Annotated in this window: 20 protein-coding genes; 4 read left to right on the top strand and 16 right to left on the bottom strand. The window is 76.4% G+C overall.

Going from position 1 to position 23,485, the window contains the following annotated elements:
• Positions 1-128 precede the first annotated feature (128 nt).
• From PGN05_RS20495 to PGN05_RS20460, 8 genes are all read right to left on the bottom strand, one after another.
• Entirely contained in the window at positions 129-623 is a 495-nt protein-coding gene (locus PGN05_RS20495) for an FxsA family protein (protein ID WP_419754420.1), read from the bottom strand.
• Positions 624-663: 40 nt separating this feature from the next.
• Positions 664-1,449, bottom strand: a complete 786-nt coding sequence (locus tag PGN05_RS20490) for a polyprenol monophosphomannose synthase (protein ID WP_419754419.1) — start codon at positions 1,447-1,449, stop codon at positions 664-666.
• The gene (gene lnt / locus PGN05_RS20485) at positions 1,446-3,056 is read right to left on the bottom strand and encodes an apolipoprotein N-acyltransferase (protein ID WP_419754418.1); all 1,611 of its coding nucleotides are present in this window, start codon (positions 3,054-3,056) and stop codon (positions 1,446-1,448) included. Before lnt ends, PGN05_RS20490 begins: the two co-directional genes overlap by 4 nt.
• A gap of 491 nt (positions 3,057-3,547) precedes the next feature.
• A complete protein-coding gene (locus PGN05_RS20480; protein WP_419754417.1) occupies positions 3,548-3,952 on the bottom strand; it encodes a hotdog domain-containing protein in 405 nt (134 codons plus the stop codon).
• Positions 3,949-4,722, bottom strand: coding sequence for an OAM dimerization domain-containing protein (locus PGN05_RS20475; RefSeq protein ID WP_419754416.1), 774 nt, complete (start codon positions 4,720-4,722; stop codon positions 3,949-3,951). The genes PGN05_RS20480 and PGN05_RS20475 overlap by 4 nt, the downstream gene beginning before the upstream one ends.
• Positions 4,715-6,337 (bottom strand): lysine 5,6-aminomutase subunit alpha, encoded by a 1,623-nt coding sequence (locus tag PGN05_RS20470; protein ID WP_419754415.1) that lies wholly within the window; start codon positions 6,335-6,337, stop codon positions 4,715-4,717. The genes PGN05_RS20475 and PGN05_RS20470 overlap by 8 nt, the downstream gene beginning before the upstream one ends.
• Entirely contained in the window at positions 6,334-7,848 is a 1,515-nt protein-coding gene (locus PGN05_RS20465) for an amidohydrolase (protein WP_419754414.1), read from the bottom strand. Before PGN05_RS20465 ends, PGN05_RS20470 begins: the two co-directional genes overlap by 4 nt.
• Positions 7,845-8,882, bottom strand: a complete 1,038-nt coding sequence (locus PGN05_RS20460; RefSeq protein WP_419754413.1) for an L-erythro-3,5-diaminohexanoate dehydrogenase — start codon at positions 8,880-8,882, stop codon at positions 7,845-7,847. The genes PGN05_RS20465 and PGN05_RS20460 overlap by 4 nt, the downstream gene beginning before the upstream one ends.
• 98 nt (positions 8,883-8,980) lie before the next feature.
• Between PGN05_RS20460 and PGN05_RS20455 the strand changes: the two genes are divergently transcribed.
• A complete protein-coding gene (locus tag PGN05_RS20455) occupies positions 8,981-10,381 on the top strand; it encodes a KamA family radical SAM protein (RefSeq protein WP_419754412.1) in 1,401 nt (466 codons plus the stop codon).
• 74 nt (positions 10,382-10,455) lie between these two features.
• Positions 10,456-10,983: a GNAT family N-acetyltransferase gene (locus PGN05_RS20450; RefSeq protein WP_419754411.1), complete on the top strand. Its 528-nt coding sequence runs from the start codon at positions 10,456-10,458 to the stop codon at positions 10,981-10,983.
• A 20-nt stretch (positions 10,984-11,003) separates the two neighbouring features.
• Here the strand turns inward: PGN05_RS20450 and PGN05_RS20445 are convergent, their stop codons facing one another.
• Together PGN05_RS20445 and PGN05_RS20440 are read right to left on the bottom strand one after the other, a co-directional pair.
• Positions 11,004-11,873 (bottom strand): lysophospholipid acyltransferase family protein, encoded by an 870-nt coding sequence (locus PGN05_RS20445; RefSeq protein WP_419754410.1) that lies wholly within the window; start codon positions 11,871-11,873, stop codon positions 11,004-11,006.
• Between the two features lie 38 nt (positions 11,874-11,911).
• Positions 11,912-13,093 (bottom strand): glutamate--cysteine ligase, encoded by a 1,182-nt coding sequence (locus tag PGN05_RS20440; protein WP_419754409.1) that lies wholly within the window; start codon positions 13,091-13,093, stop codon positions 11,912-11,914.
• Between the two features lie 235 nt (positions 13,094-13,328).
• Here PGN05_RS20440 and PGN05_RS20435 point away from each other — a divergent pair, with 235 nt between their 5' ends.
• Positions 13,329-14,174, top strand: coding sequence for a hypothetical protein (locus PGN05_RS20435; RefSeq protein WP_419754408.1), 846 nt, complete (start codon positions 13,329-13,331; stop codon positions 14,172-14,174).
• Positions 14,175-14,177: 3 nt separating this feature from the next.
• Here PGN05_RS20435 and PGN05_RS20430 read toward each other — a convergent pair whose 3' ends face one another.
• Genes PGN05_RS20430 through PGN05_RS20420 form a run of 3 tightly spaced genes read right to left on the bottom strand, consistent with a single transcriptional unit; the run spans position 14,178 to position 17,980 of the window.
• The gene (locus PGN05_RS20430) at positions 14,178-16,331 is read right to left on the bottom strand and encodes an intein-containing Rv2578c family radical SAM protein (protein WP_419754407.1); all 2,154 of its coding nucleotides are present in this window, start codon (positions 16,329-16,331) and stop codon (positions 14,178-14,180) included.
• 46 nt (positions 16,332-16,377) lie between these two features.
• Positions 16,378-16,860 (bottom strand): Lrp/AsnC family transcriptional regulator, encoded by a 483-nt coding sequence (locus PGN05_RS20425; protein WP_419754406.1) that lies wholly within the window; start codon positions 16,858-16,860, stop codon positions 16,378-16,380.
• Complete coding sequence (locus tag PGN05_RS20420) at positions 16,835-17,980, bottom strand: M24 family metallopeptidase (RefSeq protein ID WP_419754405.1); 1,146 nt, start codon at positions 17,978-17,980, stop codon at positions 16,835-16,837. The genes PGN05_RS20425 and PGN05_RS20420 overlap by 26 nt, the downstream gene beginning before the upstream one ends.
• A gap of 66 nt (positions 17,981-18,046) precedes the next feature.
• Here PGN05_RS20420 and PGN05_RS20415 point away from each other — a divergent pair, with 66 nt between their 5' ends.
• Positions 18,047-18,952 carry a 5'-3' exonuclease gene (locus PGN05_RS20415; RefSeq protein WP_419754449.1) on the top strand — a complete coding sequence of 302 codons (906 nt, stop codon included), beginning with the start codon at positions 18,047-18,049 and terminating at the stop codon, positions 18,950-18,952.
• A 9-nt stretch (positions 18,953-18,961) separates the two neighbouring features.
• Here PGN05_RS20415 and PGN05_RS20410 read toward each other — a convergent pair whose 3' ends face one another.
• The 3 genes from PGN05_RS20410 to PGN05_RS20400 all read right to left on the bottom strand — a co-directional run.
• Positions 18,962-19,606 (bottom strand): DUF4333 domain-containing protein, encoded by a 645-nt coding sequence (locus PGN05_RS20410; RefSeq protein WP_419754404.1) that lies wholly within the window; start codon positions 19,604-19,606, stop codon positions 18,962-18,964.
• Positions 19,607-19,707: 101 nt separating this feature from the next.
• Entirely contained in the window at positions 19,708-22,554 is a 2,847-nt protein-coding gene (locus PGN05_RS20405) for a DEAD/DEAH box helicase (RefSeq protein ID WP_419754403.1), read from the bottom strand.
• Positions 22,555-22,630: 76 nt separating this feature from the next.
• On the bottom strand, positions 22,631-23,485 hold an 855-nt coding region (locus tag PGN05_RS20400; protein ID WP_419754402.1), incomplete at its 5' end, for a diacylglycerol kinase family protein.

Here is a 23,485-nt window from a genome sequence, read left to right as displayed (position 1 = left end):
AGGGTGCACGTCACGAACGGCCCCGGTGGGACTCCCCCACCGGGGCCGTTCCGCGTCCCGGCCGGGGACCGCGCCGTGACCGTGACGTCGGCATCCGGACCAGCCTGCCCTTCCCGGGTGCCGTCCGCCTAGCGGCCGGCCGGCTCGTCCCGCACGACCTCACCCTCGATCACCAGCGGCGGCCCGGCCGGCCGCGGGCCGGGTGCGGGCACCCCCTCGGCCCGGCGGCTGCGGACGTGCACCGGCCCGCGCAGCTGCACGGGCAACCGGTCGGCCAGCACCCGGGCCAGCAGCCCGCGGACCAGGAACCGGGTCGGCGGCAGCAGGCACAGCAGGCCCACGACGTCGCCCAGGAACCCGGGCAGCACCATGAGCAGCCCGCCCACGGCGATCAGCCCGGCGTCCCCGAGGGCGCGGCCGGAGGGCCGGCGCTCCCGGGCACGCTCGCGCAGCTCGGTCAGGGCCCGGGTGCCCTGCCGGGCCAGCAGGGCCCAGCCCAGCACGCTGGTGGCCAGGGCGGCCAGCAGCGTCCAGCCCACCCCGAGCCACGAGGCGACCAGGATGAACACGGCCACCTCGGCCAGGGGGCCCAGCCCGGCCAGCACCCGCAGACGGCGTCCCACGGCTCTCCTCGGCCCGCCCGTGCCGGCGGCCCCGGCCCGCCTACCGGACCGCTGTCGACCGCCCGCCGTCGCGGACCCGTCCCGGTACGGGGCGGGGGACCCGGCCCGGCAGCCGGTCGGCCAGCCGGTCCAGCAGGCCCCACCAGGTGACCCGTACCAACGCCTCTCCAACGATCGAACCGCTCATCTTGCTCCTGCCGAACCGGCGTTCGGTGAAGGTGATCGGCACCTCCACCACGCGGGCGCCCGCGCGGACCGCCCGCCAGGCCCAGTCGACCTGGAAGCAGTAGCCCTGGCTGGCGACGTCGTCGAGGGGCAGCCGGTCCAGCAGGTCGGCCCGGACGGCGCGGTACCCGCCGGTCGCGTCGGCCAGCGGCAGCCGCAGCGCCCAGCGGGTCCACAGGTTGCCGGCGCGGGACAGCAGCAGCCGGTGCCGCGACCAGCCCGCCACCCGCCCGCCCGGGACGTAGCGGGAGCCCAGCGCCAGCTCCGCGTCCGCGAGCGCGGCCAGCAGGTCGGGCAGCTGCTCGGGGTGGTGGGAGCCGTCGGCGTCCATCTCCACCAGGACGTCGTAGCCGCGCGCCCGGCCCCAGCGGAAACCGGCGACGTAGGCCGGGCCCAGGCCGGTCTTGACCGGCCGGCGCAGCACGTGCACCCGCGGGTCGCGAACGGCCAGCTCCTCGGCCAGCTCCCCCGTGCCGTCCGGCGAGCCGTCGTCGACGACCAGCGCGTGCGCCTCCGGCACGCTGCGGTGCAGCCGGTCCAGGATCGGCGCCAGGTTGTCCACCTCGTCGTAGGTGGGGACGACGACGAGGACCCGGGTCACGCCGCGCTCCGCCGGGCCCGGCGCCGCACCCCCGGGACGACGACGGTCAGCAGGGCGCCGGCGCCGAGGGCGGTGAGCACCCACTCCGGCGCCGCGCCCAGCCGCTCGGCCACCGTGGTGGAGTCGCGCTGGGCGACGTCCTCGACGAACACCGCCGGCTCGAACAGCTCCGACCGGGCCGCCAGGGAGCCGTCGGGCGCGACGACGGCGGAGATCCCGCTGGTCGCGGCCACGACCACGGTGCGGCCGAACTCGACCGCGCGCAGCCGGCTGGCCGCCAGCTGCTGCTCGCTCTCGTCGGTGTAGCCGAAGGTGGCGTTGTTGGTCTGGACGACGATCATCCCCGCCCCGGCGCGGACGACGTCGCGCACCAGCCCGTCGTAGACGACCTCGAAGCAGATGACGTCCCCGACCTGCGCGCCGCCCATCTCCAGCACCCCGACCCCGGTGCCGTGCACGAAGTCGCGGCGCACCAGGTCGACCTTGTCGCTGAACAGGCGGAAGAAGTCGCGGGCGGGCACGTACTCGGCCAGCGGGACCGGGTGCCGCTTGACGTAGGTGTCGCCCGGGCCGTCCGCGGGGTCCCAGACGATCCCGGTGTTGCTGATGAACCGGCCCGGGCCGTCGACCACCGCGCCGACCAGGATCGGGGCGTCGATCGCCGTGGCGGCCCGGCTGATGGCGCGGGCGGCGTCCTCGTTGACGTAGGGGTCGATGTCGGAGCTGTTCTCCGGCCAGATGACGAGGTCGGGCTGGGCGCGCTCCCCCGCGGCCACCGCCTCGGTGAGCTCCACGGTCCGGGTGACGTGGTTGTCGAGCACGGCGCGGCGGCGCTCGTTGAACTCCAGCCCCGGCTGGGGGACGTCGCCCTGGATGACCGCGACCGTGCGGGTCGGCCCGCCCTCGGTGAGCGACGGGCCGGGCAGCGGCAGCCAGGCCAGCCCGCCGAGCAGCGGCACCGCGAGGGCGCCGGCCGCGGCGAGGACGCCGGCGCGGCGGCGGCTGCGATCGCGGCCGTGGACCAGCGCCAGGACGGCGGCGGCCAGCAGCGTGCCGGTCAGCGCCACCGCGAAGCCGACCAGCGGCACCCCGCCGTAGGCGGCGTAGGACAGGAACGGGCCCTCGGTCTGGCTCAGCCCCAGCCGCCCCCAGGGGAAGCCGCCCAGCGGTACCCGCCCCCGCAGGACCTCCTGGGCCACCCAGAGGGCCGCCGCCCACAGCGGCCACAGCGGCAGCCGCGAGGTGGCCGCCGTCGCCGCCCCGAGCAGCGCGAACGACAGCGCCTGGGAGGTGGCGAGCGCCAGCCACGGGAACGAGCCGACGTAGATGCCGCTCCAGGACAGCAGCGGCACGAAGAAGGCCAGGCCGCAGACCAGGCCCAGCCACGCCCCCGAGCGGGCCCGCTGACCGCGGACGGCGAGGGCCAGGGCGGCCGGGCCGAGGGGGGCGAGGACCCAGACCGCGGGGCCGGGGAAGGCCAGCAGGAGCAGCAGCCCGCCCGCGGCGGCGAGGAGGGTGCGCCAGGGCCAGGCGCGCCGGCCGGGCCGGGCCGCGGGCCGCGGCTGCTCCGCCGAGCGCTCCAGGGTGCCCGGGGCGACCGATCCCACCGTCGCCTCCCGTGTACCCGGCGCTGCCGCGCGCTGCCTGCCCCGCGCCGGTCGGACGGGGCCCCGACCGCCGGCGTCGTTGCCGCGGTCGGGCCCAGCATCCCATCCCGGCGGTCCGTGCCGGTCGCTCGCCGGAACGGGCGTCGTCCGTGCCGGGGCCTCCCGGTGGCGCCGGCGGAGGCCGGGCCGCGGTCGCCGCACTCCCGGGCCGGCGCGGCCGGTCGCTGGCGGCGACCGGCGGGCCGTTGTCCGGTGGTGCGGGCCGGGGCGGCCTGCGCCGGGTGGCCCGGTGCGTCCTCCCCCGGTCAGCCGGCGGCCCCTGCGACCCGGACCGCGGTACGGCGGGCGCCGTCCGCACGGCCGGGGGCCGGTGCGACTGGTCCGGGGCAGCACGTGCCGGTGCTCCCGGAGTGGAACTGCAGGGACTGTAAGGAGGGCACCGGCGGCCGCCGCGTCCCCGGCGGACCGCGGTACGACTCGTGACCTGTTCGTTACGGCGTGCCGGCGGGTCCCGGGACGACGAGGGTGGCGGTGGCCTCGACGACGGTCTGCGGCGGGTCCAGCACGCCGGCGGCGGAGGGCCCCCGCTCGGGCTGGGCGCGGGCCACGACGCGGGCGGTGCAGCGCAGCTCGCGGCTGCGCCGGCCGATGCGCACCACCTCGGCGGTCGCCTCCAGCACGTCGCCGGCGCGGATCGGGCCCAGGAAGCGGACCTCGGTGTAGCCGGCCAGCAGCCCCTCGTCGCCGTCCAGGACGATCGCCACCTCGGTGGCCACGTCGCCGAACATGCCGAGGGCGTAGGCGCCGTCGACCAGGTCCCCGCCGTAGTGCGCGGCGGCGTACGGCACGTAGCGGCGGTGGGTGACGGTGAGGCCGAGGCGGGGGTCGTCGCTCACGGGGCAGCTCCGGCGGGCACGAGGGTGGACACGAGGTAGCTGGCGACCTCGCCGGGCGTCGTCCCCCGGCCGAAGACCTTGTCGACGCCGAGCTCGCCGGCCATCGCCGGGTCGAAGCGCGGGCCGCCGACGACCAGCAGCGGGCGGGACTCCCCCATCGCCTCGCGGAAGGCGGCGGCCAGCTCGCGGGTGTTGCGCAGGTGCGCGTCACGCTGGGTGACCACCTGCGAGACCAGGACGGCGTCGGCGCGCTCCGCCCGGGCGCGGGCGACCAGCTCCGGCACGCTCACCTGGGCGCCGAGGTTGGCCACGCTGAGCTCGCGGTAGTACTCCAGGCCCTTGTCCCCGGCGAAGCCCTTGAGGTTGAGGATCGCGTCGATGCCGACGGTGTGCGCGTCGGTGCCGATGCAGGCCCCGAGGACCACGAGCTTGCGGCGCAGGCCGCTGCGGATGGCGCCGTTGACCTCCGCCGGCGACAGCAGCGGATAGGCACGCTCCTCCACGTGCACCGCGTCGAGGTCGACCAGGTGCCGGACGCTGCCGTAGACGACGAAGAAGGTGAACGCCGCGCCGTCGCCTGCCGTCCCACCCCCACCGCCGATGCCGTGGCTGTGCACCACCATCGCCGGGTCCAGGCCCATCTTCTGGGCCAGCTGCAGCGCGGCGCCCTCCGCCCGCGGGCCGGGGGCCACCGGCAGGGTGAACGACAGCTGCACCATCCCGTCGCCGGTGGTGTCCCCGTACGGGCGGATCACGGTCCCGTCAGGCATGCACTCGCTCCAGGAGCTCCAGCGCCGGGTTGTACGCCTCCGGCCCCAGCCGGACGACGCCGTCCAGGCCCTTGCCGCGGTCCGGCGGCCGCCGGGTGATGCCGAAGGTGCCGTCGGCGATCGCCTGGAGCAGCCCCTCGTCGGCGATCCGCTCCAGCAGCTGCACCGCCTCGGTGAGCACGGTGTGCGCGCGGCGGTCGATGAAGCCGCCCCGCGGCGGGGCGAAGTCCTCGGCCAGCCCGCCGGCGGCGTCCAGAACGTAGCGGACGTTGCGCAGCGCCAGGTCGCGGTCGGACAGCCACGGGGTGACGACGGCCTCGGTCATCATCCCGACCAGCAGGATGCCCTGGCCGGTGAGCGCGCCGGCCAGGTTGAAGAAGCCGTCGAGCAGGTAGCCGCGGAACACGTCGCCGGTCATGTGCTTGGTCGGCGGCATCCACTTCAGCGGCGCGTCGGGGAACAGCGCGCGGGCGAGCATCGCGTGCGCCAGCTCCAGCCGGAAGGACTCGTGCCGGTCGGGGTCGATCTCGAAGGCGTGGCCCAGCCCCAGCTGCCAGTCCTCGAGGCTGGCCTCCTTCGCCAGCGTCTCGTTGAGCAGCTGGCTGACGGTGACGGTGTGCGCCTCGTCGACGGCGTCGGCGGTGGTGAGGTAGTTGTCCTCGCCGGTGTTGATGACGATCCCCGCGCGGGCGTGCACCATCCGGCTGAACCGCTGGTCGACGAAGGTGCGCTGCGGGTTGATGTCGCGGAAGAGGATCCCGTACATGGCGTCGTTGAGCATCATGTCCAGCCGCTCCAGCCCGGCCAGGACGGCGATCTCGGGCATGCACAGGCCGCTGGCGTAGTTGGTCAGCCGGACGTAGCGGCCGAGCTCCGCGCCCACGTCGTCCAGCGCCGCCCGCATGAGCCGGAAGTTCTCCTGGGTGGCGTAGGTACCCGCGTAGCCGGTGCGGGTGGCGCCCTCGGGCACGTAGTCCAGCAGCGACTGCCCGGTGGAGCGGATGACGGCGATGACGTCGGCGCCGGCGCGGGCGGCGGCCTGGGCCTGCGGGATGTCCTCGTGGATGTCGCCGGTCGCCACGATCAGGTAGATCCAGGGCCGCCGCGGCGGGTCCCCGAGCCGGGCGACCAGCTCCTCGCGGCGGGCACGCTGGGCGTCGATCCGGGCGATGCCGGCGGCCACCGCGTCGCGGGCGGCGTCCCGGGCGCGCTCGGCGTCCGCGCCGGAGGGCACGGTGAACCGCGCCGTCCCCGCCCCGACCTGCTCGGCGAGCCCGGCGAGGGTGCCGCCCGCGGCGAGGGCGTGCCAGACCGGGAGGGCGACGCCGGACTCCAGGCCGACCTGCTCGCGGACGGCGTCCACCACCCGGTTCACCCAGGGCACCCGGTCGGTGACGGGGCCGTCGGCGGCCACCGACCCGGTGACCGGATCGGTGCCGGTGAGCCCGGCCAGCCGCAGCACCGCCCGCTCCACGGAGACGGTGGTGTGCCGCCGCGCCAGGTCCACGACCGGCTGGGCGGCCCGGCCGGCCAGCTCCCGCGCCCGCGCCACCAGCAGCGGGTCCAGCTCCAGCCGTGGTCGATTTGCGCGGAAACCGACGGAGGGGTCGGTCATGGCAGGGCTCCGATCGGGTCGCCGTCGACCAGCAGCAGCCGGCAGTCCGGGCGCTCCCGGCCGGCCAGGACGTCCGACAGCGTGGACGGCGTCGCCCACAGCGCCAGGTGCGCCGGCGCCCCGACCGCGAGCGGCCCGGCGGGGTGCTCGGCCCGGACGGCGTGCCAGCCGCCGTGGGTGGCCGCGTCGAAGGCGTCGAAGGGCCGCAGCCCCGAGCCGGGCGTGCGGTGGTCCACGGCGGCGTGCACGCCGCCCCAGGGGTCCAGCGGGGTGACGGGGGCGTCGCTGCCCAGGGCGAGGGCGACACCGGCGTCGGAGAGGTCGGCGAACGGGTTGCAGGCCGGTGCCCGGCCGGGGCCCAGCCGCTCGGCGTACATGCCGCCGGTGCCGCCCCAGGCCGCGTCGAACGCCGGCTGGACGCTGGCGACCATCCCCCAGTCCGCCATCCGGGCCACCGCCGAGGGACCGGCCATCTCCAGGTGCTCCAGGCGGTGCCGGCAGGCGCGCACGGCGGCGGCGCCCAGCTCCTCGACCACGGTGCCGACGGCGTCGAGCACTTGCTCGACGGCGGCGTCGCCGATGCAGTGGAACCCGGCCTGGACCCCGGCCCGCGTGCAGGCCCGCACGTGGTCGACCAGGGACGCGGTCGCGAAGCGCAGGCTGCCCGCGGTGTCCGGCCGGTCGGTGTAGGGGGCGCTCAGCGCCGCGGTGTGCGAGCCGAACGCGCCGTCGCAGAACAGGTCGCCGCCGGCGCCGGCCAGGCCGAGCTCGCGCACCACGTCGAGCCCGCCGCGCTCGGCGAGCTCCCCCCAGTAGCCGAGGACCAGCGGGCCGGGCTCCTCGGCGGCGAGCGCGAGGAGCACCGCGAGGTCGTCCGCGCCGGAGACCTCGGGGCCGGCCATCTCGTGCACGCTGCCGATGCCGAGCGCGGCCGCCGCGTCGAGGGTGGCGCGCTGGGCGGCGCGTCGCTGCCCGGCGTCCACGGCGCCGTAGGCGGCCCGCCGGGCGGCGTGGTGGGCGTCCAGCCGCAGCCGGCCGTCGGGGTCGAAGCCGGGCAGGCCGGCGATGCCGGGCACCCGGTCCAGCAGCGCGGTGGAGACCGTCGCGGAGTGGACGTCGACGCGGGCGAGGTAGGCGGGCCGGTCGCCGACGACGGCGTCCACGTCGGCGCGGGTGAGGCCCCGGCCCTCGGGCCAGCCGGTCTCGTCCCAGCCGGTGCCCAGCAGGATCCCGGACGGCGCGGTGCGCGCCTGGGCGCCGATCGACGCGACGGCGTCCACGAGGCTCACGCTCGAGTGGAGGTCCAGGCCGGTGAGGGCCAGGCCGGTGGCGGTGGCGTGCACGTGCGCGTCGACGAAGGCCGGCGTGAGCAGCGCCCCCTCCCCCGCGATCCGCCGGTCGGCGGGGGCGGCGTCGGCGGCGTCGCCCAGCCAGGCGACCCGGCCGTCCTCGATCCGCACCGCGCGGCCCGGGCGGTCGCCCACCGTCACGTCGGTGACCAGCAGGGTCATGCCCGCACCCGCGGGTCGAGCAGGGCCCGCACGCCCGGGGTCGACCGGTAGAGGTCCAGGGCCAGGGCCGCGTGCCCCGGCGTGTAGCCGTTGCCGATCAGCATGGTCACGTCCGCCGCCATCCCCTCCGCTCCGAGCGCCGCCTGCGCGAACGACGTCGCCATGGAGAAGAAGACCACGGTGCCGCCCTCGGCCGTGGCCAGCACCGCCCCGTGCTCGGCGCCGGGCGCGTCCACGCAGACGACGGTCACCTCGGCCGGGGTGCCGACCGCCGCGGCCACCGCCAGCGGATCGGTCGCGTCGGCCACCACGACGCGGTCGGCGAGGCCCGCCGCGGTGAGCGCGGCGGCCTCCCGGTCGTCGCGCACCAGCCCGGTCAGCTCGGTGGCTCCGGCCGCCCGCGCGGCGGCCAGGCTCAGGCAGCCGGACTTGCCCGCCGCCCCCAGGACGGTCACCGACCGCGCACCGCTGCGCCGCACCACGCGGGCGGTCGCGGCCGGCGCACCGCACACGTCGAGGACGGCGAGCGCGACGGGGTCGGGCAGGTCGCCGGGCAGCACGGCGGCGATCGAGCGGGCGAACAGGATCGCCGTTCCCTCGGCGGGGACCTGCTCGGAGCGCCCGTCCCAGCCGGCCAGGCCGTCGGTGATCCGCAGCGGGGTGAGGGTCAGCGACACCAGCGTGGCCACCCGCTGGCCGACGGCCAGGCCGAGCGGGGACTCCTCCCCCACCGCGTCGACGACGCCGAGGAGCATCCCACCCGAGCCGGTGACCGGGTTCTGCACCTTGCCGCGGTTGCGCACGATGTCCAGCACGGCCGACCGCACCGCGGGGCCGTCCCCGCCGCAGGCCTCCGACAGCTGCCGGAACGACGCGGCGTCGAGGTTCAGTCGCTGTATCGCGATGCGCACCTCGTCCGGCCCGACCGCCGGGTCGGCGTCCAGCCGCTCGGCCGCCTGCGGCAGCACCCCGGCCGGCGCGAGGACACGGTGGACCCCCAGCGCGCGCTCCGCCGGCAACACGTTCGTCGTCATCAGCCCTCTCATCATGGAGAACCTATCGTGCCAGAGCTCAGCAACCGCAGGATCTCCCGTATGGTCGCCGGGAGAGTGGACGAGGAGGCGCGCCGACCGTGCTGGAACAGCCCTACGAGTACACCGCCCGCGACCTGGTCGAGCCCGACTGGCACCGGCTGCCCGGCTTCGCCGACGTCTCCGCGGCGGAGTGGCGCAGTGCCCAGTGGCAGCGTGCGCACTGCGTGAAGAACGTCCGGCAGCTGCGCGGCGTGTACGGGGACCTGCTCGACGAGGCCTTCTACGCCGACGTCGCGGCCGACCAGGCCGGCCGCGCCACGATGTCGCTGCTGCTGCCGCCGCAGATGCTCAACACGATGGTCCCGGACGCCGTCCCCACCTCGGCGGCGCTGCGCGCCGACCCGGTGCGCCGCTACATGCTGCCGGTGGCCTCCGACCGGCTGCCCGGCGACGCGGCGAGCCACCCCCACGCCGCCCGCGACTCCCTGCACGAGCACGAGATGTGGGCGGTGGAGGGCCTCACCCACCGCTATCCCACCAAGGTGCTGGCCGAGCTGCTGTCCACCTGCCCGCAGTACTGCGGTCACTGCACCCGGATGGACCTGGTCGGCAACTCCACGCCGGCGGTGGACAAGCTGCGCTTCGCGCTCAAGCCGGTGGACCGGCAGGCCCAGATGCTCGCCTACCTGCGCGCCACCCCCGGGGTCCGGGACGTCGTCGTCTCCGGCGGGGACGTCGCCAACCTGCCGTTCCGCACCCTGGAGGCGTTCGTCGCCGGGCTGCTGGAGATCGAGTCGGTGCGCGACATCCGGCTGGCCTCCAAGGCGCTCATGGGGCTGCCGCAGCACTGGCTGCAGGACGACGTCGTCGCCGGCCTGGGCCGCCTGGCCCGGACCGCCCGCGAGCGCGGCGTCTCCCTGGCCGTGCACACCCACGTCAACGCCGCGCAGCAGGTGACCCCGCTGGTCGCCGAGGCGGCCCGGGCGGTGCTCGGGGCCGGGGTCCGCGACGTGCGCAACCAGGGCGTGCTGCTGCGCGGGGTCAACGCCACCGCCCCCCAGCTGCTCGACCTGTGCTTCACGCTGCTCGACGGCGCCGGCATCACGCCCTACTACTTCTACATGTGCGACATGGTGCCCAGCGCCGAGCACTGGCGGGTGTCGCTGGCGCACGCCCAGACCCTGCAGCACGACCTCATGGGGTACCTGCCCGGGTTCGCCACCCCGCGGATCGTCTGCGACGTCCCCTACGTGGGCAAGCGCTGGGTGCACCAGGTCGCCGAGTACGACCGCGAGCGCGGCATCAGCTACTGGACGAAGAACTACCGCACCGGCATCGAGCGCGCCGACGCCGCGGCCCTCGAGCGCCGCCATCCCTACTACGACCCCATCGACACGCTGCCGGAGAGCGGGCAGGCCTGGTGGCGGGCCCGGGGCCGGGACGCGGGCGCCGCCGACCGCGCGGCCGCGGCCTCGCGGGAGGCCTCGCTGGCCGGCTGAGGCCGCCCCGTCCCGGCCGCACCGGGGGCCGCCTCCCGGTGGCCGGCCCGGGCGGTCGGCGGTATCCAGGTCAGATGACCGCCGCCGGGGTCCTGTCCACCGCGCGGCTGTGGCTGCGCCCGTGGACCACCGGCCGCGACGACCTCGGCCGGCTGCTCGACCTCTACGGGCGCGACGAGGTCACCCGCTGGCTGGGCGGCCGGCCGTCGGTGTCGCCGATCGAGCTGGTGGCCCGCTGGGCCGCGGTGTCGGCGACCGGGGAGCGGGCCGGGGTGTGGGCGGCGGAGGTCCGGTCGACCGGCGTGGTGGCCGGCACGATCCTGCTCAAACCCCTGCCCGAGGGCGTCGGCGAGGTCGAGGTCGGCTGGCACCTGCACCCGGACTGCTGGGGGCACGGCTACGCCACGGAGGCCGCGCGCGTCGTCGTGGAGCGGGCCTTCGCCGCCGGCCTGCCCGAGGTCTACGCCGTCGTCCGGCCGGGCAACGCGCGGTCGCTGGCGGTCTGCCGTCGGCTGGGCATGCAGCCGCTGGGCCGGATGCGGCGCTGGTACGACGTGGAGCTGGAGGTCTTCCGGCGGATGGCGCCCGCTGTCGTCGAGTAGCCGGTCGGTCGCCTGGCCTGTCAGCGGGGGCGGCGGCGGGCCAGCAGGGCGCGCAGGCGGACCACCGGGTGCGGCCGCGGCAGCTTCTGGCGGGTGCCGCGCACGTCGTGCGAGTCCAGGTGCTCGGCCTCCTCCGGCGTCGGGGCGGTCCCCCCGAGGTGGGCCGGCAGCCACCAGCGGTCCTCCGGGCCGGCCGGCTGCTGCGGATAGCTGCGCTGCGCCTCGTCGACCAGGGCCTCCATCGCGGCCCGGATCCGCCGCAGCAGCTGCTGCGGCCGCTCCCCCGGCTCCGGCACGAGCGGCTCGCCCAGCACCACGGTGACCGCGACGTCCCGCCGTAGGACGACGGGGTGTCCCTTGGTGGCGATCCGCTGCCCGCCCCACACCGCGGCCGGGATGACCGGCACGCCGGCGTCCATCGCCATCCGGGCCGCGCCGGCCTTGAGCTCCTTGACCCGGAAGCTGCTGCTGATCGTGGCCTCGGGGAACACCCCGACCAGGTGGCCGTCCTTGAGCGCCCGCAGCGCGGCCTCGAAGGCGGCGGCACCGGCCCGGCGGTCGACCGGGATGTGCCGCATCGCGCGCATGAACGGGCCCGAGAACCGGTGCGCGAACACCGACGCCTTCGCCATGAAGCGCACCAGCCGCCGCTGCGGCAGCGCGGCCAGCCCGAGGAAGGTGAAGTCCAGGTAGCTGACGTGGTTGCTGCAGATGATCGCGCCGCCGGTGGCGGGCAGGTGCTCGCCGCCGCGGACGTCGAACCGGAAGCGGAACAGCCGGAACACCACCAGCGCCAGCCGGATGACCAGCCGGTAGGGCAGGTCGCGGGGGTCCGGCCGCGGCCCGAACAGGTTCCCGCGGACGACGTCGCGCCAGCTCGCCGTGTACATGGGCGGACGATAACCGGCCGGTCCGGGTGCGGCCCCGGTCAGCGCTGCGTCTCCTCGACGGCGGCGCGCACCACCGCGGCCAGGTCGCCGGTCTCGGCGTGCACCCGGCGCTGGAAGTCCGCGCCGGTGCCGCGGCGCAGCACGGAGGCGACGCCGTCGGCGACCCGCTGCTCGTCGCCGGCGTCGGCCAGCACCGGCCGGACGTGGTCGAGGAGGGCGGTGACGACGTCGGCGGCCGGCGCGGGCCGGCCGGTGGCGGGGTGCACCAGGTCGCCGGTCGTCCCGGAGCGGCCGGCCCGCCAGGCGGCGACCCGCACGACCTCGCTGCGCACGTCGGGCGCCGGGACGCCGGCCCGCCAGTCCCGGGCGGCGGTCTCCACCAGGCCGCGGACCAGGCCGGTGAGGGTGACCGCGTCCTCGGCGTGCAGGGCGACGTCGGCGATGCGCACCTCGACGGTCGGCCAGCGCTCGGACAGCCGGGCGTCGAAGTAGACCATCCCGGTGTCGACGATCGTGTCGGTGGCGACCAGGTCGGCGATCAGCCGGTGGTAGTGCGCGGCGTCGGCGAACAGCTCGTTCGGGCCGGCGGACGGCCAGCGGTTCCAGGCCTGGGAGCGGAAGCTGGCGTGCCCGCTGTCGCGGCCGAGCCAGAACGGGGAGTTGCTGGTCAGCGCGGTGAGCACCGGCAGCCATCCGCGGATCCGGTTGAGGACGGCGACCCCCTCCTCGTCGTCGTCCACCGCGACGTGCACGTGGCAGCCGCAGGTGAGCTGCTCCAGCGCCGTGAGCCCGAAGGTGTCGGCCATCTCGGTGTACCGCTGCCCCGGCGTGGTCACCGGCTCCACCTCCACCGGGGAGCTGGCGAGGGCGGCGACGCGGGCACCGACGCTGCGGGCGGCGGCGTCGGCCCGGCTGCGCCAGTAGCGGAGGTCGGCGGCCACGTCGGCGAGGTCGGCGCAGACGCGGGTGGCGAACTCCAGCTGCTGCGCCTTGAGCTCCGGCACGAGCCCGCCCCGCGGGTCGTCGCCGTCCGCGGCGCCGGGTCCGGCATGATCGGCCGGCGGCGCGGCGCCGGGTCCGCGTCCGCCGCGGTCGTGCTCCGCGACCGTCTCGCCCTCCCCCCGTCGGGCGGCGACCTCCAGCGCGGCCGGGCCCAGCGGCACGGGCCGTCCGGCGGGGTCGACGACCAGCAGTTCTTCCTCCACGCCCACGGTCCGCACCCGCCCATGATCACCACCGCCGGTACGGCGCGCGACAGGACGGCGTGGACTCCTCCGTTATGCCCAAGTGAGTCAGCCATGGGTACGGGTCCTGCCGGTCCCGTACCCATGGCTGGTCCGGCACCGCGGGCCTCGCGCGTCGCTGCTCCGGCGCCGCAGGCGCCGGCACCCGGAGGGAGCAGGTGACCACGAGATCGGGGCGCGAATGTGTTGGGGATAACGGTAGACTGACGGCATGACGGGTGCTTGGCAGCCCCCGCTGCCGTCGATGCCGATCCCTCCCGCCGTGCGGTCGTGGCGCCGCCTGCGCCCGCCCGAGGGCTACGAGCCGCAGTGGCGCCGGCTGGTGGACGCCGCGCTGGAGCTGGGCCTCGGGCCCGACCAGCTGGCCGAGGACGGGCTGGACCCCATCGCCGCCGCCCGCGGCTGGAAGCCGGCGACCGTCGCGCTCTACAGCAAGGTCGCCCGGTACGGCGGCGTCGCGCTGCCCTCGGTGCGCACCCCCGAGCCGGAGCCGCCCACCCTGGACCTCGCGCCGCTCACCCAGATCCGGTCGGAGGCGCCCGAGCACCTGCGGACGGTCGCCTGGTGCGCGCTGGCGCTGAACTGGCCGGGCACGATCGGCCAGTTCCGGGCGCTGCGCCGCGAGCAGGTGCACGCGACCGCCCGCCGGCTGCTGGTGTCCACCGACGACGGCGAGTGGTCGGTCCCCGGCGCGGTGTCGGCCTGGCACGCCTGGGAGGCCACCCGCGCCCGCTTCCCCGCCCTCGCCGCCAGCCCCTGGGTGCTGCCGGCTCTGCGCCGCGGCCCCGGCCTGGCCTCGGCCGTCGGCGGGCAACTGTCCTCCCAGGCGCTGCAGGTGACCTTCGCCAAGCACGCCGTGCGCACGGCGCACTCCCTGCGGCTCACCGCGCCGCCGTCCCGCCGGGACGCGACCGAGGCGCTGGCCGCGGCCTACCTCACGCTCTCCTACGACTCCTTCCGCCGCCTGGCGCTGGCCGGGGGCGCTCCCCCGGTCAGCGCCCGCGGCGCGGTCCGGGCGCTGCGCACCGTCGCCCGGTCCGCGCGGATGGCCGGCTGAGCGCTATCCCAGGGTCAGCTGCTCGGCGGGCGCGGCCGCGCTCCGGCCCGGTCGCGTCGGAGGCGGGGGCGCGCCACCCGGCGCCGCCGGCAGGCTGCCGGCCGGGAAGTCGGCGTCCGCGTCCCCCGGGATGCCCGCCGGCGTGTCGGTGCCGCGGGCGCCGCCGCCGGACTGCCGGTCCAGCCCGTACCGGGCCAGCAGCGGCGCCACCCGGCCGGCCAGCCAGCGCCGGTACTCGGGGTCGACCGACGCGCCGCGGCGGTAGAGCTGCCGGTAGCGCGGCACCAGCTGCGGGTGCTCGCGGGCCAGCCAGGCGGAGAACCACTCCCGGGCGCCCGGCCGCAGGTGCAGCGGCACGACGGTGACCCCGCTGGCGCCGGCCTCGGCGATCGCCGCGAGCGTCGCGTCGAGGTCGGCCAGCCGGTCGGTGAGCCCGGGCAGCACCGGCGCGAGGAACACCCCGCAGGACAGGCCGGCGTCGGCGACGGCCCGCACCAGCTCCAGCCGCGCCCGCGGGCTGGGCACCCCGGGCTCGAGCGAGGCGTGCAGCTCGTCGTCCCCGATCGCCAGGGACACGCCCAGCCCGATCGGCACGTCGCGGGCGGCCGCCGCCAGCAGCGGCAGGTCCCGGCGCAACAGGGTGCCTTTCGTCAGGACGGAGAACGGCGTCCCCGACGCGGCCAGCGCGCCGATCACCCCGGGCATCAGCCGGTAGCGGCCTTCGGCCCGCTGGTAGGGGTCGGTGTTGGTGCCGAGCGCGACGTGCTCGCGCCGCCAGGACGGCCGCGCCAGCTCCCGGCGGAGCACCTCGACCAGGTTGGTCTTCACCACCACCTGGCTGTCGAAGTCGCGCCCGGTGTCCAGCTCCAGGTAGCTGTGCGTCCCGCGGGCGAAGCAGTTGTGGCTGATCACCCCGTTCGCGACGAAGTCGCCGGTCCCCGTGGTGATGTCGTACATCGGCATCTCCAGGCCGAGGTCCTCGATGCCGACCACGCGGAGGTCCGCGTCGCTCTTCACCGCCGTGCCCACGACAGCGCACTTCCGGCGGATCGCGGGGTCGACCAGGTGGATGAAGCGCAGGTGCTCGCGTAGTCCTCCGCGCAGCCGGACCGAGCGCACCCTGTTGGCGAGGCCGCGGTCCTCGAGCACCGCGTCGAACCCGAAGTGGGCGAAGGCCAGCTGCGTCCGCTCCAGCATGTCGTCGGCCGCGTTGCTGATGCGGAGCACGTGGCGGCTGCGGCTCCCTTCCGCATCGAAGACGCCCGCGAGGAACCCCCGGTGCCACGCCTCAGCCGGTTGCTCCGGCCACGCGACCAGCTCCGAGATGCCCCGCACGGACGCCGCCGATGACGTCCGGATCCCTGCCATCGCCCGTCGCCGGTCCGTGGCAGGGCTGAACTCGAAACGGGCGGTGCGGATGCCCTCCAGGGCCAGGTACTCCTGGGTGCGGTCCAGTCCCTGCGGGTCGACCAGCGCCAAGCGGAACCGATGCTGGTCTCCGTGCCGCCGCCCGGCGCGCTCGTAGTGGTACACCGCCAGGTTGGCATCTCCACGCACCATCCCGGTCAGGTAGCCACGGCGGTAGTCCGCGCAGGCCGCCGGCGCCGTTGCCGAACACCCGAAACCGAGGAGCTCGTCGTTCGTCGTCAGGTACGGACGACGGTCCCGTCCGGCCATCGCGCCGGTGACGTGCTTCCAGCCGCGGCCGGTGAGGAAGCGGTGGTCGCCGCTGGCGACGAGCTCCGTGCCGTCCGCCAGCCGCACCCGATGCGCCCGCTTGACCGTCGACCAGTGTGCGAGCACCTCGGTCGTCACGTAGTGCCGATACGACCCCCGCACCTCGGTGCCGACGATCCGGTCCCCGACTCGCAGGTCGGCGATCGCCTTCTGCCGGCCATCGGCCATGAGGATGGCCGTGTCCCCCGCTAGGCAGTAGACGCAGGCATGCGAGCAGCCCCGGTAGGGGTTGATCGTCCAGCGGAACGGCATGGGCGAGGGGTCCGGGACCTCGTTGAGCGCGCTCTTGCTGCGCACCTCGTGGAAGGTGACGCCCGGGAACTCCGGCACCTCGACGCTGCGCAGCAGCCCGCGCATCGTCGGCATGCCCGGCAGCGTCGCCGGCTCCTCGGCGTCCAGCCGCTGCCCGTCCCACCGCATGCCGTCATCCGAACACACGTTCGAGTCGGTGTCCAGGCAGCGCGGGCTAGAGCGGCGGGCGGTCCTCGTAGAAGGTGGAGAGCACCACCGTCGTCCGGGTGGTGACGTTGGCCGCCAGCCGGATCTTCTGCAGCAGCGTCTCCAGCCCGTCCGGCGAGGCGACCCGCACCTTGAGGATGTAGCTCTCCACCCCGGCCACCGAGTGGCAGGCCTCGATCTCGGGCAGGTGCGCCAGCCGGGAGGGTGCGTCGTCGGGCTGGGCGACGTCGATCGGCGTGATCGACACGAACGCGGTCAGCCCCAGCCCCAGCGACGGCGCGTCGATCTTGGCGTGGTAGCCGGTGATGAAGCCGCGCTGCTCCAGCCGGCGCACCCGCTGGTGCACCGCCGACACCGACAACCCCACCCGCTCGGCCAGCTCGGTGTAGCTGGCCCGGCCGTCGCGGGCGAGGGCGGCCAGCAGCGCGCGGTCGACGTCCGCGGACGACGCCGCCCCGCCGGGCTCAGCCGGCGACGACGACGAGCTCACGGCGGCCCTCGTTGAGCGTCGCGACGCCGTCCTCGGTGCAGACGACGATGTCCTCGATGCGCGCGCCGCACCGGCCCGGCAGGTAGATCCCGGGCTCCACGGAGAAGGCCATCCCCGGGCGCAGCGGCAGGTCGTTGCCCGCCACGATGTAGGGCGCCTCGTGGGTGTCCAGCCCGATGCCGTGCCCGGTGCGGTGGATGAAGTACTCCCCCCAGCCGGCGGCGGCGATCACCTCGCGGGCCGCGGCGTCCACCTGCTCGGCGGTCACCCCCGGCCGGACGGCGGCGGTCGCGGCCGCCTGCGCCTCCTGCAGGACGGCGTACCACTCGGCGACCTCCGCTCCCGGCGCCGCCCCGACCGCGTAGGTGCGGGTGCAGTCCGAGCGGTACCCGGTGGCCGTCTCCCCGCCGATGTCGACCACGACCAGGTCGCCGGCCGCCACCACCCGGTCGGACAGCTCGTGGTGCGGGCTGGCGCCGTTGGGCCCGGAGCCGACGATCGTGAAGTCCACCCCGACGTGCCCCTCGGCGAGGATCGCGGCGGCGATGTCGGCACCCACCTCGGCCTCGGTGCGCCCCACCCGCAGCCACTCCCCCATCCGCGCGTGCACCCGATCGATCGCCGCACCGGCCGCGGCCAGCTCGGCGATCTCGGCCGGCGTCTTGACCATCCGCAGCCGGTCGACGACCGGGCCGGCCAGCTCGAGGGCCGCCCCGGACAGCGCCCGCTGGACGCCCAGGGCGTGCTCGGCCCAGGTGCGGGCCCCGACGGCCACCCGGGCCGGCGCGGACCCGAGCCGGGCGGTGACGGCGGCGGCCAGCAGCGCGAAGGGGTCGTCGGTCTCGTCCCAGGCCAGCACCTCCAGCCCCAGGCCGCCCGCCGGCCCGGCGTCGACCATGGGGGCCTCCAGCCGCGGGACGACGAGGAACGCCTCCCCCCGGCGCGGCACCGCCAGCGCGGTCAGTCGCTCCATCGCGTGGGCGTTGTAGCCGCACAGGTAGCGCAGGTCGGAACCCGGGGTGACGACCAGCAGGTCGATCCCGAGCTCGTCGGCCACCTCGCGGGCGGTGCGCAGGCGGTCGACGGTCACCAGCGGTCCGGGCGGGGAGGAGGAGGACACGGACGGCAGACTATCCACGCGCACCGGAACTGCTCCCTGCCGTTACGGTCGCGGGCTGTGACGACCATGCTGCTGGACGCGGCCAGCCTCTACTTTCGGGCCTTCTACGGCGTGCCCACCAGCGTCACCTCGCCCGACGGGCGCCCGGTGAACGCCGTCCGCGGCTTCCTGGACATGACCGCCCGGCTGGTGACCGCCCACCGGCCCGAGCGGCTGGTGGCCTGCTGGGACGACGACTGGCGGCCGGCGTTCCGGGTCGAGGCGCTGCCGTCCTACAAGGCGCACCGGGTGGCGCCGGAGGGCGGTGAGGAGACGCCCGACGAGCTGGGCCCGCAGGTCCCGGTGCTGGTGGAGGTGCTCGCCGCGGCCGGGATCGCGCGCGTGGGCGCACCCGGCTACGAGGCCGACGACGTCATCGGCACCCTGGCCACCCGGGCCGAGGGGCCGGTGGACGTGGTCACCGGCGACCGGGACCTGTTCCAGCTGGTGGACGACGAGCGGTCGGTGCGGGTGCTCTACACCGCCCGCGGGATCACCGACCTGGAGTACGTGGACGAGGCCACGGTGACGGCGAAGTACGGCATCCCCGGCCGCGCCTACGCCGACTTCGCGGTGCTGCGGGGCGACCCCAGCGACGGGCTGCCCGGGGTGTCCGGCGTCGGCGCCAAGACGGCGGCGGCGCTCATCACCGAGTTCGGCGACCTCGCCGGCATCCGGGCCGCGGCGGCGCGCACCGTCGTCCCGAAGGCGCCGCTGACCGCCGCCGTCCTCAAGAAGCTGGCCGCCGGCGCCGCGTACCTCGACGCGGCGCCGGTCGTGGTGGCCGTGGCCCGCGACATCGACCTGCCGCAGCTCGCCGACGAGCTGCCCCGTCGCCCGGCCGATCCGGACGCGCTGGCGTCCCTGGCCGCCGCGCACGGCCTCGAGTCGTCCGTGGCGCGGCTGGGCGCCGCCCTCGGCTGGCCCGCCTGACGCCCGGGCTCAGACCTCTTCCCAGGTGTACTCGGCCAGGACGACGTTGGTGATCCGGATCTGCAGGGTGAGGTCCTCGCGGTCCTCCGTGGTGCCCGAGCACTCGTACACGGCGTCGGACTCGACGACCATCTCCGCCGGGCACCGGACGTCGATCGGCACGCCCGCCCGCTCCTCGAACTGCGCCGCGACGTCGCGCTCGACGGCCGAGCGGTCCAGGACGGTGTCACCCATGACCCGGGCGAGGACCACGGCCAGGCCGATCAGCGCCGCCAGGGTGAGCAGGCCCAGGTAGAGGCGCAGCCGCGACCGGCGGGGCGCCGTCGCGCCCCCGAACGGGGGCTGGCCCGGTCCGTACCCGGGCGGACCGCCGAAGGGCGGCTGCTGACCCGGCTGCCCGTAGGGACCCGGTGCCCCGTAGGGGCCGGGCGGCCCGTACGGCGGCTGCCCGTACGGGCCGGGGGCTCCGTACGGCGGTCCCGGCGGCGGGTACTGCTGCGGGCCCGGCGGCCCGTACCCGCCGGGCTGCTGAGGGGAGGGCGGCGGCCCGCCATAGCCCCCGGGCGCGGGCCGGCCGTACGGTCCCGTCGGCGGGGGCGGCCCGGGCCGGCCGTACGGCTCCGGCTGGTCGCCACCCTGAGGTGGGTTGCTCATCGTCGCTCCCGCTCGCCTGTCCGCCGCCCGACCCGACCGTGCCGGCGGCGCTGGGGATTGTGCACCACGGACACGGTCCCACCGGCGCCCCACACCGCAGCTCAGCCGCCCACCGCGACCGCCACGACACCCCGGCGCACCCGCTCCACGGCCTTGCGGGCGGTGCCGGCGACGGGGTCGTCGGCGCTCTTGCCGAGTTGGTCGAGCAGGTCGATGAGCTGCCGCGCCCAGCGCACGAAGTCCCCGCCGGACAGCTCGGTGCCGGCCTGCTCGGCGCCGGCCAGCACGCGGTCCAGGCTCTGCCCGTCCGCCCAGCGGTAGGCCGCCCAGGCGAAGCCGAGGTCCAGGTCGCGGCCGGCCGGGACGCCGTGGGCCAGCTCGACGTCCTGCAGGCGGGCCCGGATGCCGCGCATCTCGGCGATGGCGGCGCCCACCTTGCCCGCGGGCACCGCGGCCTGGTGGGGGGTGTCCCGGCGCGCCTCGAACACCACCGTGGAGACGACGGCGGCGAGCTCGGCCGGGCCCAGCCCCCGCCACACGCCGGCCCGCACGCACTCGGCGACGAGCAGGTCGGCCTCCGACCAGATGCGGGCCAGCCGCCGTCCGTCGGCGGTGACCACCGGGACGTCGTCGGTCACCGGCACCGCCTCGGTGTCGGCGGGCACCAGCGGGGCCACCTCGGGCACCAGGTAGCCCAGCTCCTCGAGGACGTCGCAGGTGCGGTCGAACTGGCGGGTCAGCGAGCCGGTGCGCTCGGCCATCTTCCGGTGGGTGGCCTCGGCCTCGCGCAGGGCCCGCAGCCACCGGTCTGCGGCGCGCACCCGCTCCTCGCGGTCGGGCAGCGAGTGCACCGGGTGCGCCCGCAGCGCCCGCCGCAGGTCGTGCAGGACCGGGTCGTCGGCGGCCGCCGAGCGCTGCTTGACCCGGCGGGCGCCCAGGTCGTTCTCCACCCGGGCGGTGCGCAGGGTGGCGGCGAGGTCGCGGCGGGCGTGCGGGCTGCGGTGGTTGAAGTTCTTGGGCACGCGCACCCGGGCCAGCGCGGTCACCGGCGTCGGGAAGTCGACCGCGCCCAGCCGCCCGGCCCACTTGTCCTCGGTGAGCACCAGCGGGCGCGGCTCGGCGAGGTCGGTCACCCCGGGGTCCAGCACCACCGCCAGCCCCTGCCGGCGCCCCGAGGGCACCCGGATGACGTCCCCGGGCCGCAGCGCCGCCAGCGCCTCCCCGGCCTCCATCCGGCGCTTGGCCTGGGAGTCCCGGGACAGCTCCTTCTCCCGGTCGGCGATCTGCTGGCGCAGGGAGGCGTAGCCGCCGACGTCCCCGCCCTCGGAGTGCATCTCCGCCGCCCAGCGCTCGGCGTCCTGCTCGTGCCGCGCGGCCGCCCGCGCCAGGCCCACCACCGACCGGTCGGCCTGGAACTGGGCGAAGGAGGAGGCCAGCAGCTCGCGGGCGCGGGCCCGGCCGAAGGAGCCGACCAGGTTGACCGCCATGTTGTAGCTGGGCCGGAACGACGACCGCAGCGGATAGGTGCGGGTGCTGGCCAGCCCGGCGACCATCGACGGGTCCATGCCCGGGGCCCAGACGACGACCGCGTGCCCCTCGACGTCGATGCCGCGGCGGCCGGCCCGGCCGGTGAGCTGGGTGTACTCCCCCGGCGTGACGTCGACGTGCGCCTCGCCGTTCCACTTGACCAGCCGCTCGAGGACGACGGTGCGGGCGGGCATGTTGATGCCCAGGGCGAGGGTCTCGGTGGCGAACACCGCCTTGACCAGGCCGCGGACGAAACACTCCTCGACGGTCTCCTTGAACGCCGGCACCAGTCCCGCGTGGTGCGCGGCGATCCCGGCCATCAGGCCCTCGCGCCACTCCCAGAACCCGAGGACGTGCAGGTCCTCCTCCGGCAGCGAGCCGGTGCGCTCGTCGATGATCTGCGCGATCTCGGCGCGCTCGTGCTCGTCGGTCAGCCGCAGCCCGGACCGCAGGCACTGGTCGACGCCGGCGTCGCAGCCGTTGCGGCTGAACACGAACGTGATCGCGGGCAGCAGTCCGGCGCGGTCCAGCCGCTCGATGACGTCGGGCCGGGCCGGCGGCTTGTAGCGGGGCTTGTGCCAGTCCCGTTCCCGCCGGGACCCGCCGTTGCCGCCGCCCCAGGTGTCGATCCGCCGCTCGTACTCGCGGACGAACCGCACCAGCTCGGGGTCGACCACACTGGCGCCCCGTTCGCGGGTGGACTGGACGCGCGGGGTGTCGCCCTGCTCGGCGGCGTGCGCGGCCGGGCGCAGGCTGAACAGGTCGAACACCCGGTTGCCGACCAGCATGTGCTGCCACAGCGGGATCGGCCGGATCTCGCTGACCACGACCTTGGTGTGGCCGCGGACGGTGACCAGCCAGTCGCCGAACTCCTCGGCGTTGCTCACCGTCGCCGACAGCGACACCAGAGTCACCGACTGCGGGAGGTGGATGATCACCTCCTCCCACACCGCGCCGCGGAAGCGGTCGGCCAGGTAGTGCACCTCGTCCATGACGACGTAGCCGAGGCCGGAGATCGCCGGGGACTCCGCGTAGAGCATGTTGCGCAGCACCTCGGTGGTCATCACGACCACCGGCGCGTCCCCGTTGACGGCGTTGTCGCCGGTGAGCAGCCCGACGCGGTCCTCGCCGTAGCGCTCGACCAGGTCGGCGTACTTCTGGTTGGACAGCGCCTTGATCGGGGTCGTGTAGAAGGCCTTGCGGCCCTCGGCCAGCGCCTTGTGCACGGCGAACTCGCCGACGACGGTCTTCCCGGCGCCGGTCGGCGCGCACACCAGCACGCCGGCGCCGTCCTCGAGCGCCTCGCACGCCTCCACCTGGAACGGGTCGAGGGAGAAGGACAGCTCGGCGGTGAAGTCGGCCAGCGTGGGGTGGGCACTGCGCCGCCGGGCGGCCGCGTACCGCTCCGCAGGGCTGGACATGCCTCCACAGTAAGGACCTCCCGGCCCCCCACCACTCGTGGGCTCGCGGTGGGACCCTGCCGGCAGGCCGAAGGGCTCAGCGGCCGGTGCCGACGACGGCCAGCGCGCCGGGCACGCAGACGCTCTCCGCCGGCAGCGGGGCGACCGGCTCCCCGTCGGCGTAGGTGGTCAGCCCCGCCGCCGCCAGCCGCACGCGGGCGGCGCGGTGCACGCTCACCGCGGGGTGTTCGACGTGGGTGCCGGCGGTCAGCCGGGGCCGGGTCCGGACCAGCTCCCGGCGGCTGACCGGCCCGACGACGGTGACGTCGAACCGGCCGTCGGCGGGGTCGGCCGCCGGGCAGACCCGCATCCCGCCGCCGTACCAGGGCGTGTTGCCGACGGCGACCAGGGTGACCGGCAGGGTCCGGGTCGTCCCGTCCAGGTCGAGGGTCACCTCGCGGGGGCGCAGCCGGGCCAGTTCGGCCAGGATCGCGACGTCGTAGCGGCGGGGGCCGCGCGGCCAGCGCAGCCGGTTGGCCCGGTCGGTGACCGCCGAGTCGAAGCCGCAGCACAGCACGGTGGCCCACCACCGGTCGCCGGTGCGGCCGGCGTCGATCGCGGCGGCCTCCCCCGCGAGCAGGTCGGCCGCGGCGGCCCGTGCGGCGGCGGCCGGGTCACGCGGGACCCCCAGCGCCAGGGCCAGGTCGTTGCCGGTGCCGGCCGGGACGACGGCCAGCGGGACGCCGGTGCCGGCCACGGCCTGCAGTGCGGCGTGCGCGGCGCCGTCCCCGCCGACCGCGACCACCGCGGCGGTCCCGCCGGCCACGGCCGCGGCGGCCTGCCGCTCGGCGTCGGCGCGCGTGACGGCGGGCAGCACGCGGGGGGCGAGGCCCGCTCCGCGCAGCGCGTCGAGGACGCCCGCGGCCGCCACCCGGGCCCGGCCGCGGCCGGC

The organism is Geodermatophilus sp. CPCC 206100 (assembly GCF_048569675.1).
In the GTDB taxonomy this organism is placed as follows: Bacteria; Actinomycetota; Actinomycetes; order Mycobacteriales; family Geodermatophilaceae; genus Geodermatophilus.
This window is presented reverse-complemented; position numbering and strand designations above follow the sequence as displayed.

Excerpts from the sequence above, each read along its gene's own strand:
- PGN05_RS20475 (WP_419754416.1), bottom strand. The coding sequence starts at position 4,722 with ATGCCTGACGGGACCGTGATCCGCCCGTACGGGGACACCACCGGCGAC.
- PGN05_RS20470 (WP_419754415.1), bottom strand. The coding sequence starts at position 6,337 with ATGACCGACCCCTCCGTCGGTTTCCGCGCAAATCGACCACGGCTGGAG.
- PGN05_RS20465 (WP_419754414.1), bottom strand. The coding sequence starts at position 7,848 with ATGACCCTGCTGGTCACCGACGTGACGGTGGGCGACCGCCCGGGCCGC.
- PGN05_RS20460 (WP_419754413.1), bottom strand. The coding sequence starts at position 8,882 with ATGACGACGAACGTGTTGCCGGCGGAGCGCGCGCTGGGGGTCCACCGT.
- PGN05_RS20450 (WP_419754411.1), top strand. The coding sequence starts at position 10,456 with ATGACCGCCGCCGGGGTCCTGTCCACCGCGCGGCTGTGGCTGCGCCCG.
- PGN05_RS20445 (WP_419754410.1), bottom strand. The coding sequence starts at position 11,873 with ATGTACACGGCGAGCTGGCGCGACGTCGTCCGCGGGAACCTGTTCGGG.
- PGN05_RS20435 (WP_419754408.1), top strand. The coding sequence starts at position 13,329 with ATGACGGGTGCTTGGCAGCCCCCGCTGCCGTCGATGCCGATCCCTCCC.
- PGN05_RS20430 (WP_419754407.1), bottom strand. The coding sequence starts at position 16,331 with ATGCGGTGGGACGGGCAGCGGCTGGACGCCGAGGAGCCGGCGACGCTG.
- PGN05_RS20415 (WP_419754449.1), top strand. The coding sequence starts at position 18,047 with ATGCTGCTGGACGCGGCCAGCCTCTACTTTCGGGCCTTCTACGGCGTG.
- PGN05_RS20410 (WP_419754404.1), bottom strand. The coding sequence starts at position 19,606 with ATGAGCAACCCACCTCAGGGTGGCGACCAGCCGGAGCCGTACGGCCGG.
- PGN05_RS20405 (WP_419754403.1), bottom strand. The coding sequence starts at position 22,554 with ATGTCCAGCCCTGCGGAGCGGTACGCGGCCGCCCGGCGGCGCAGTGCC.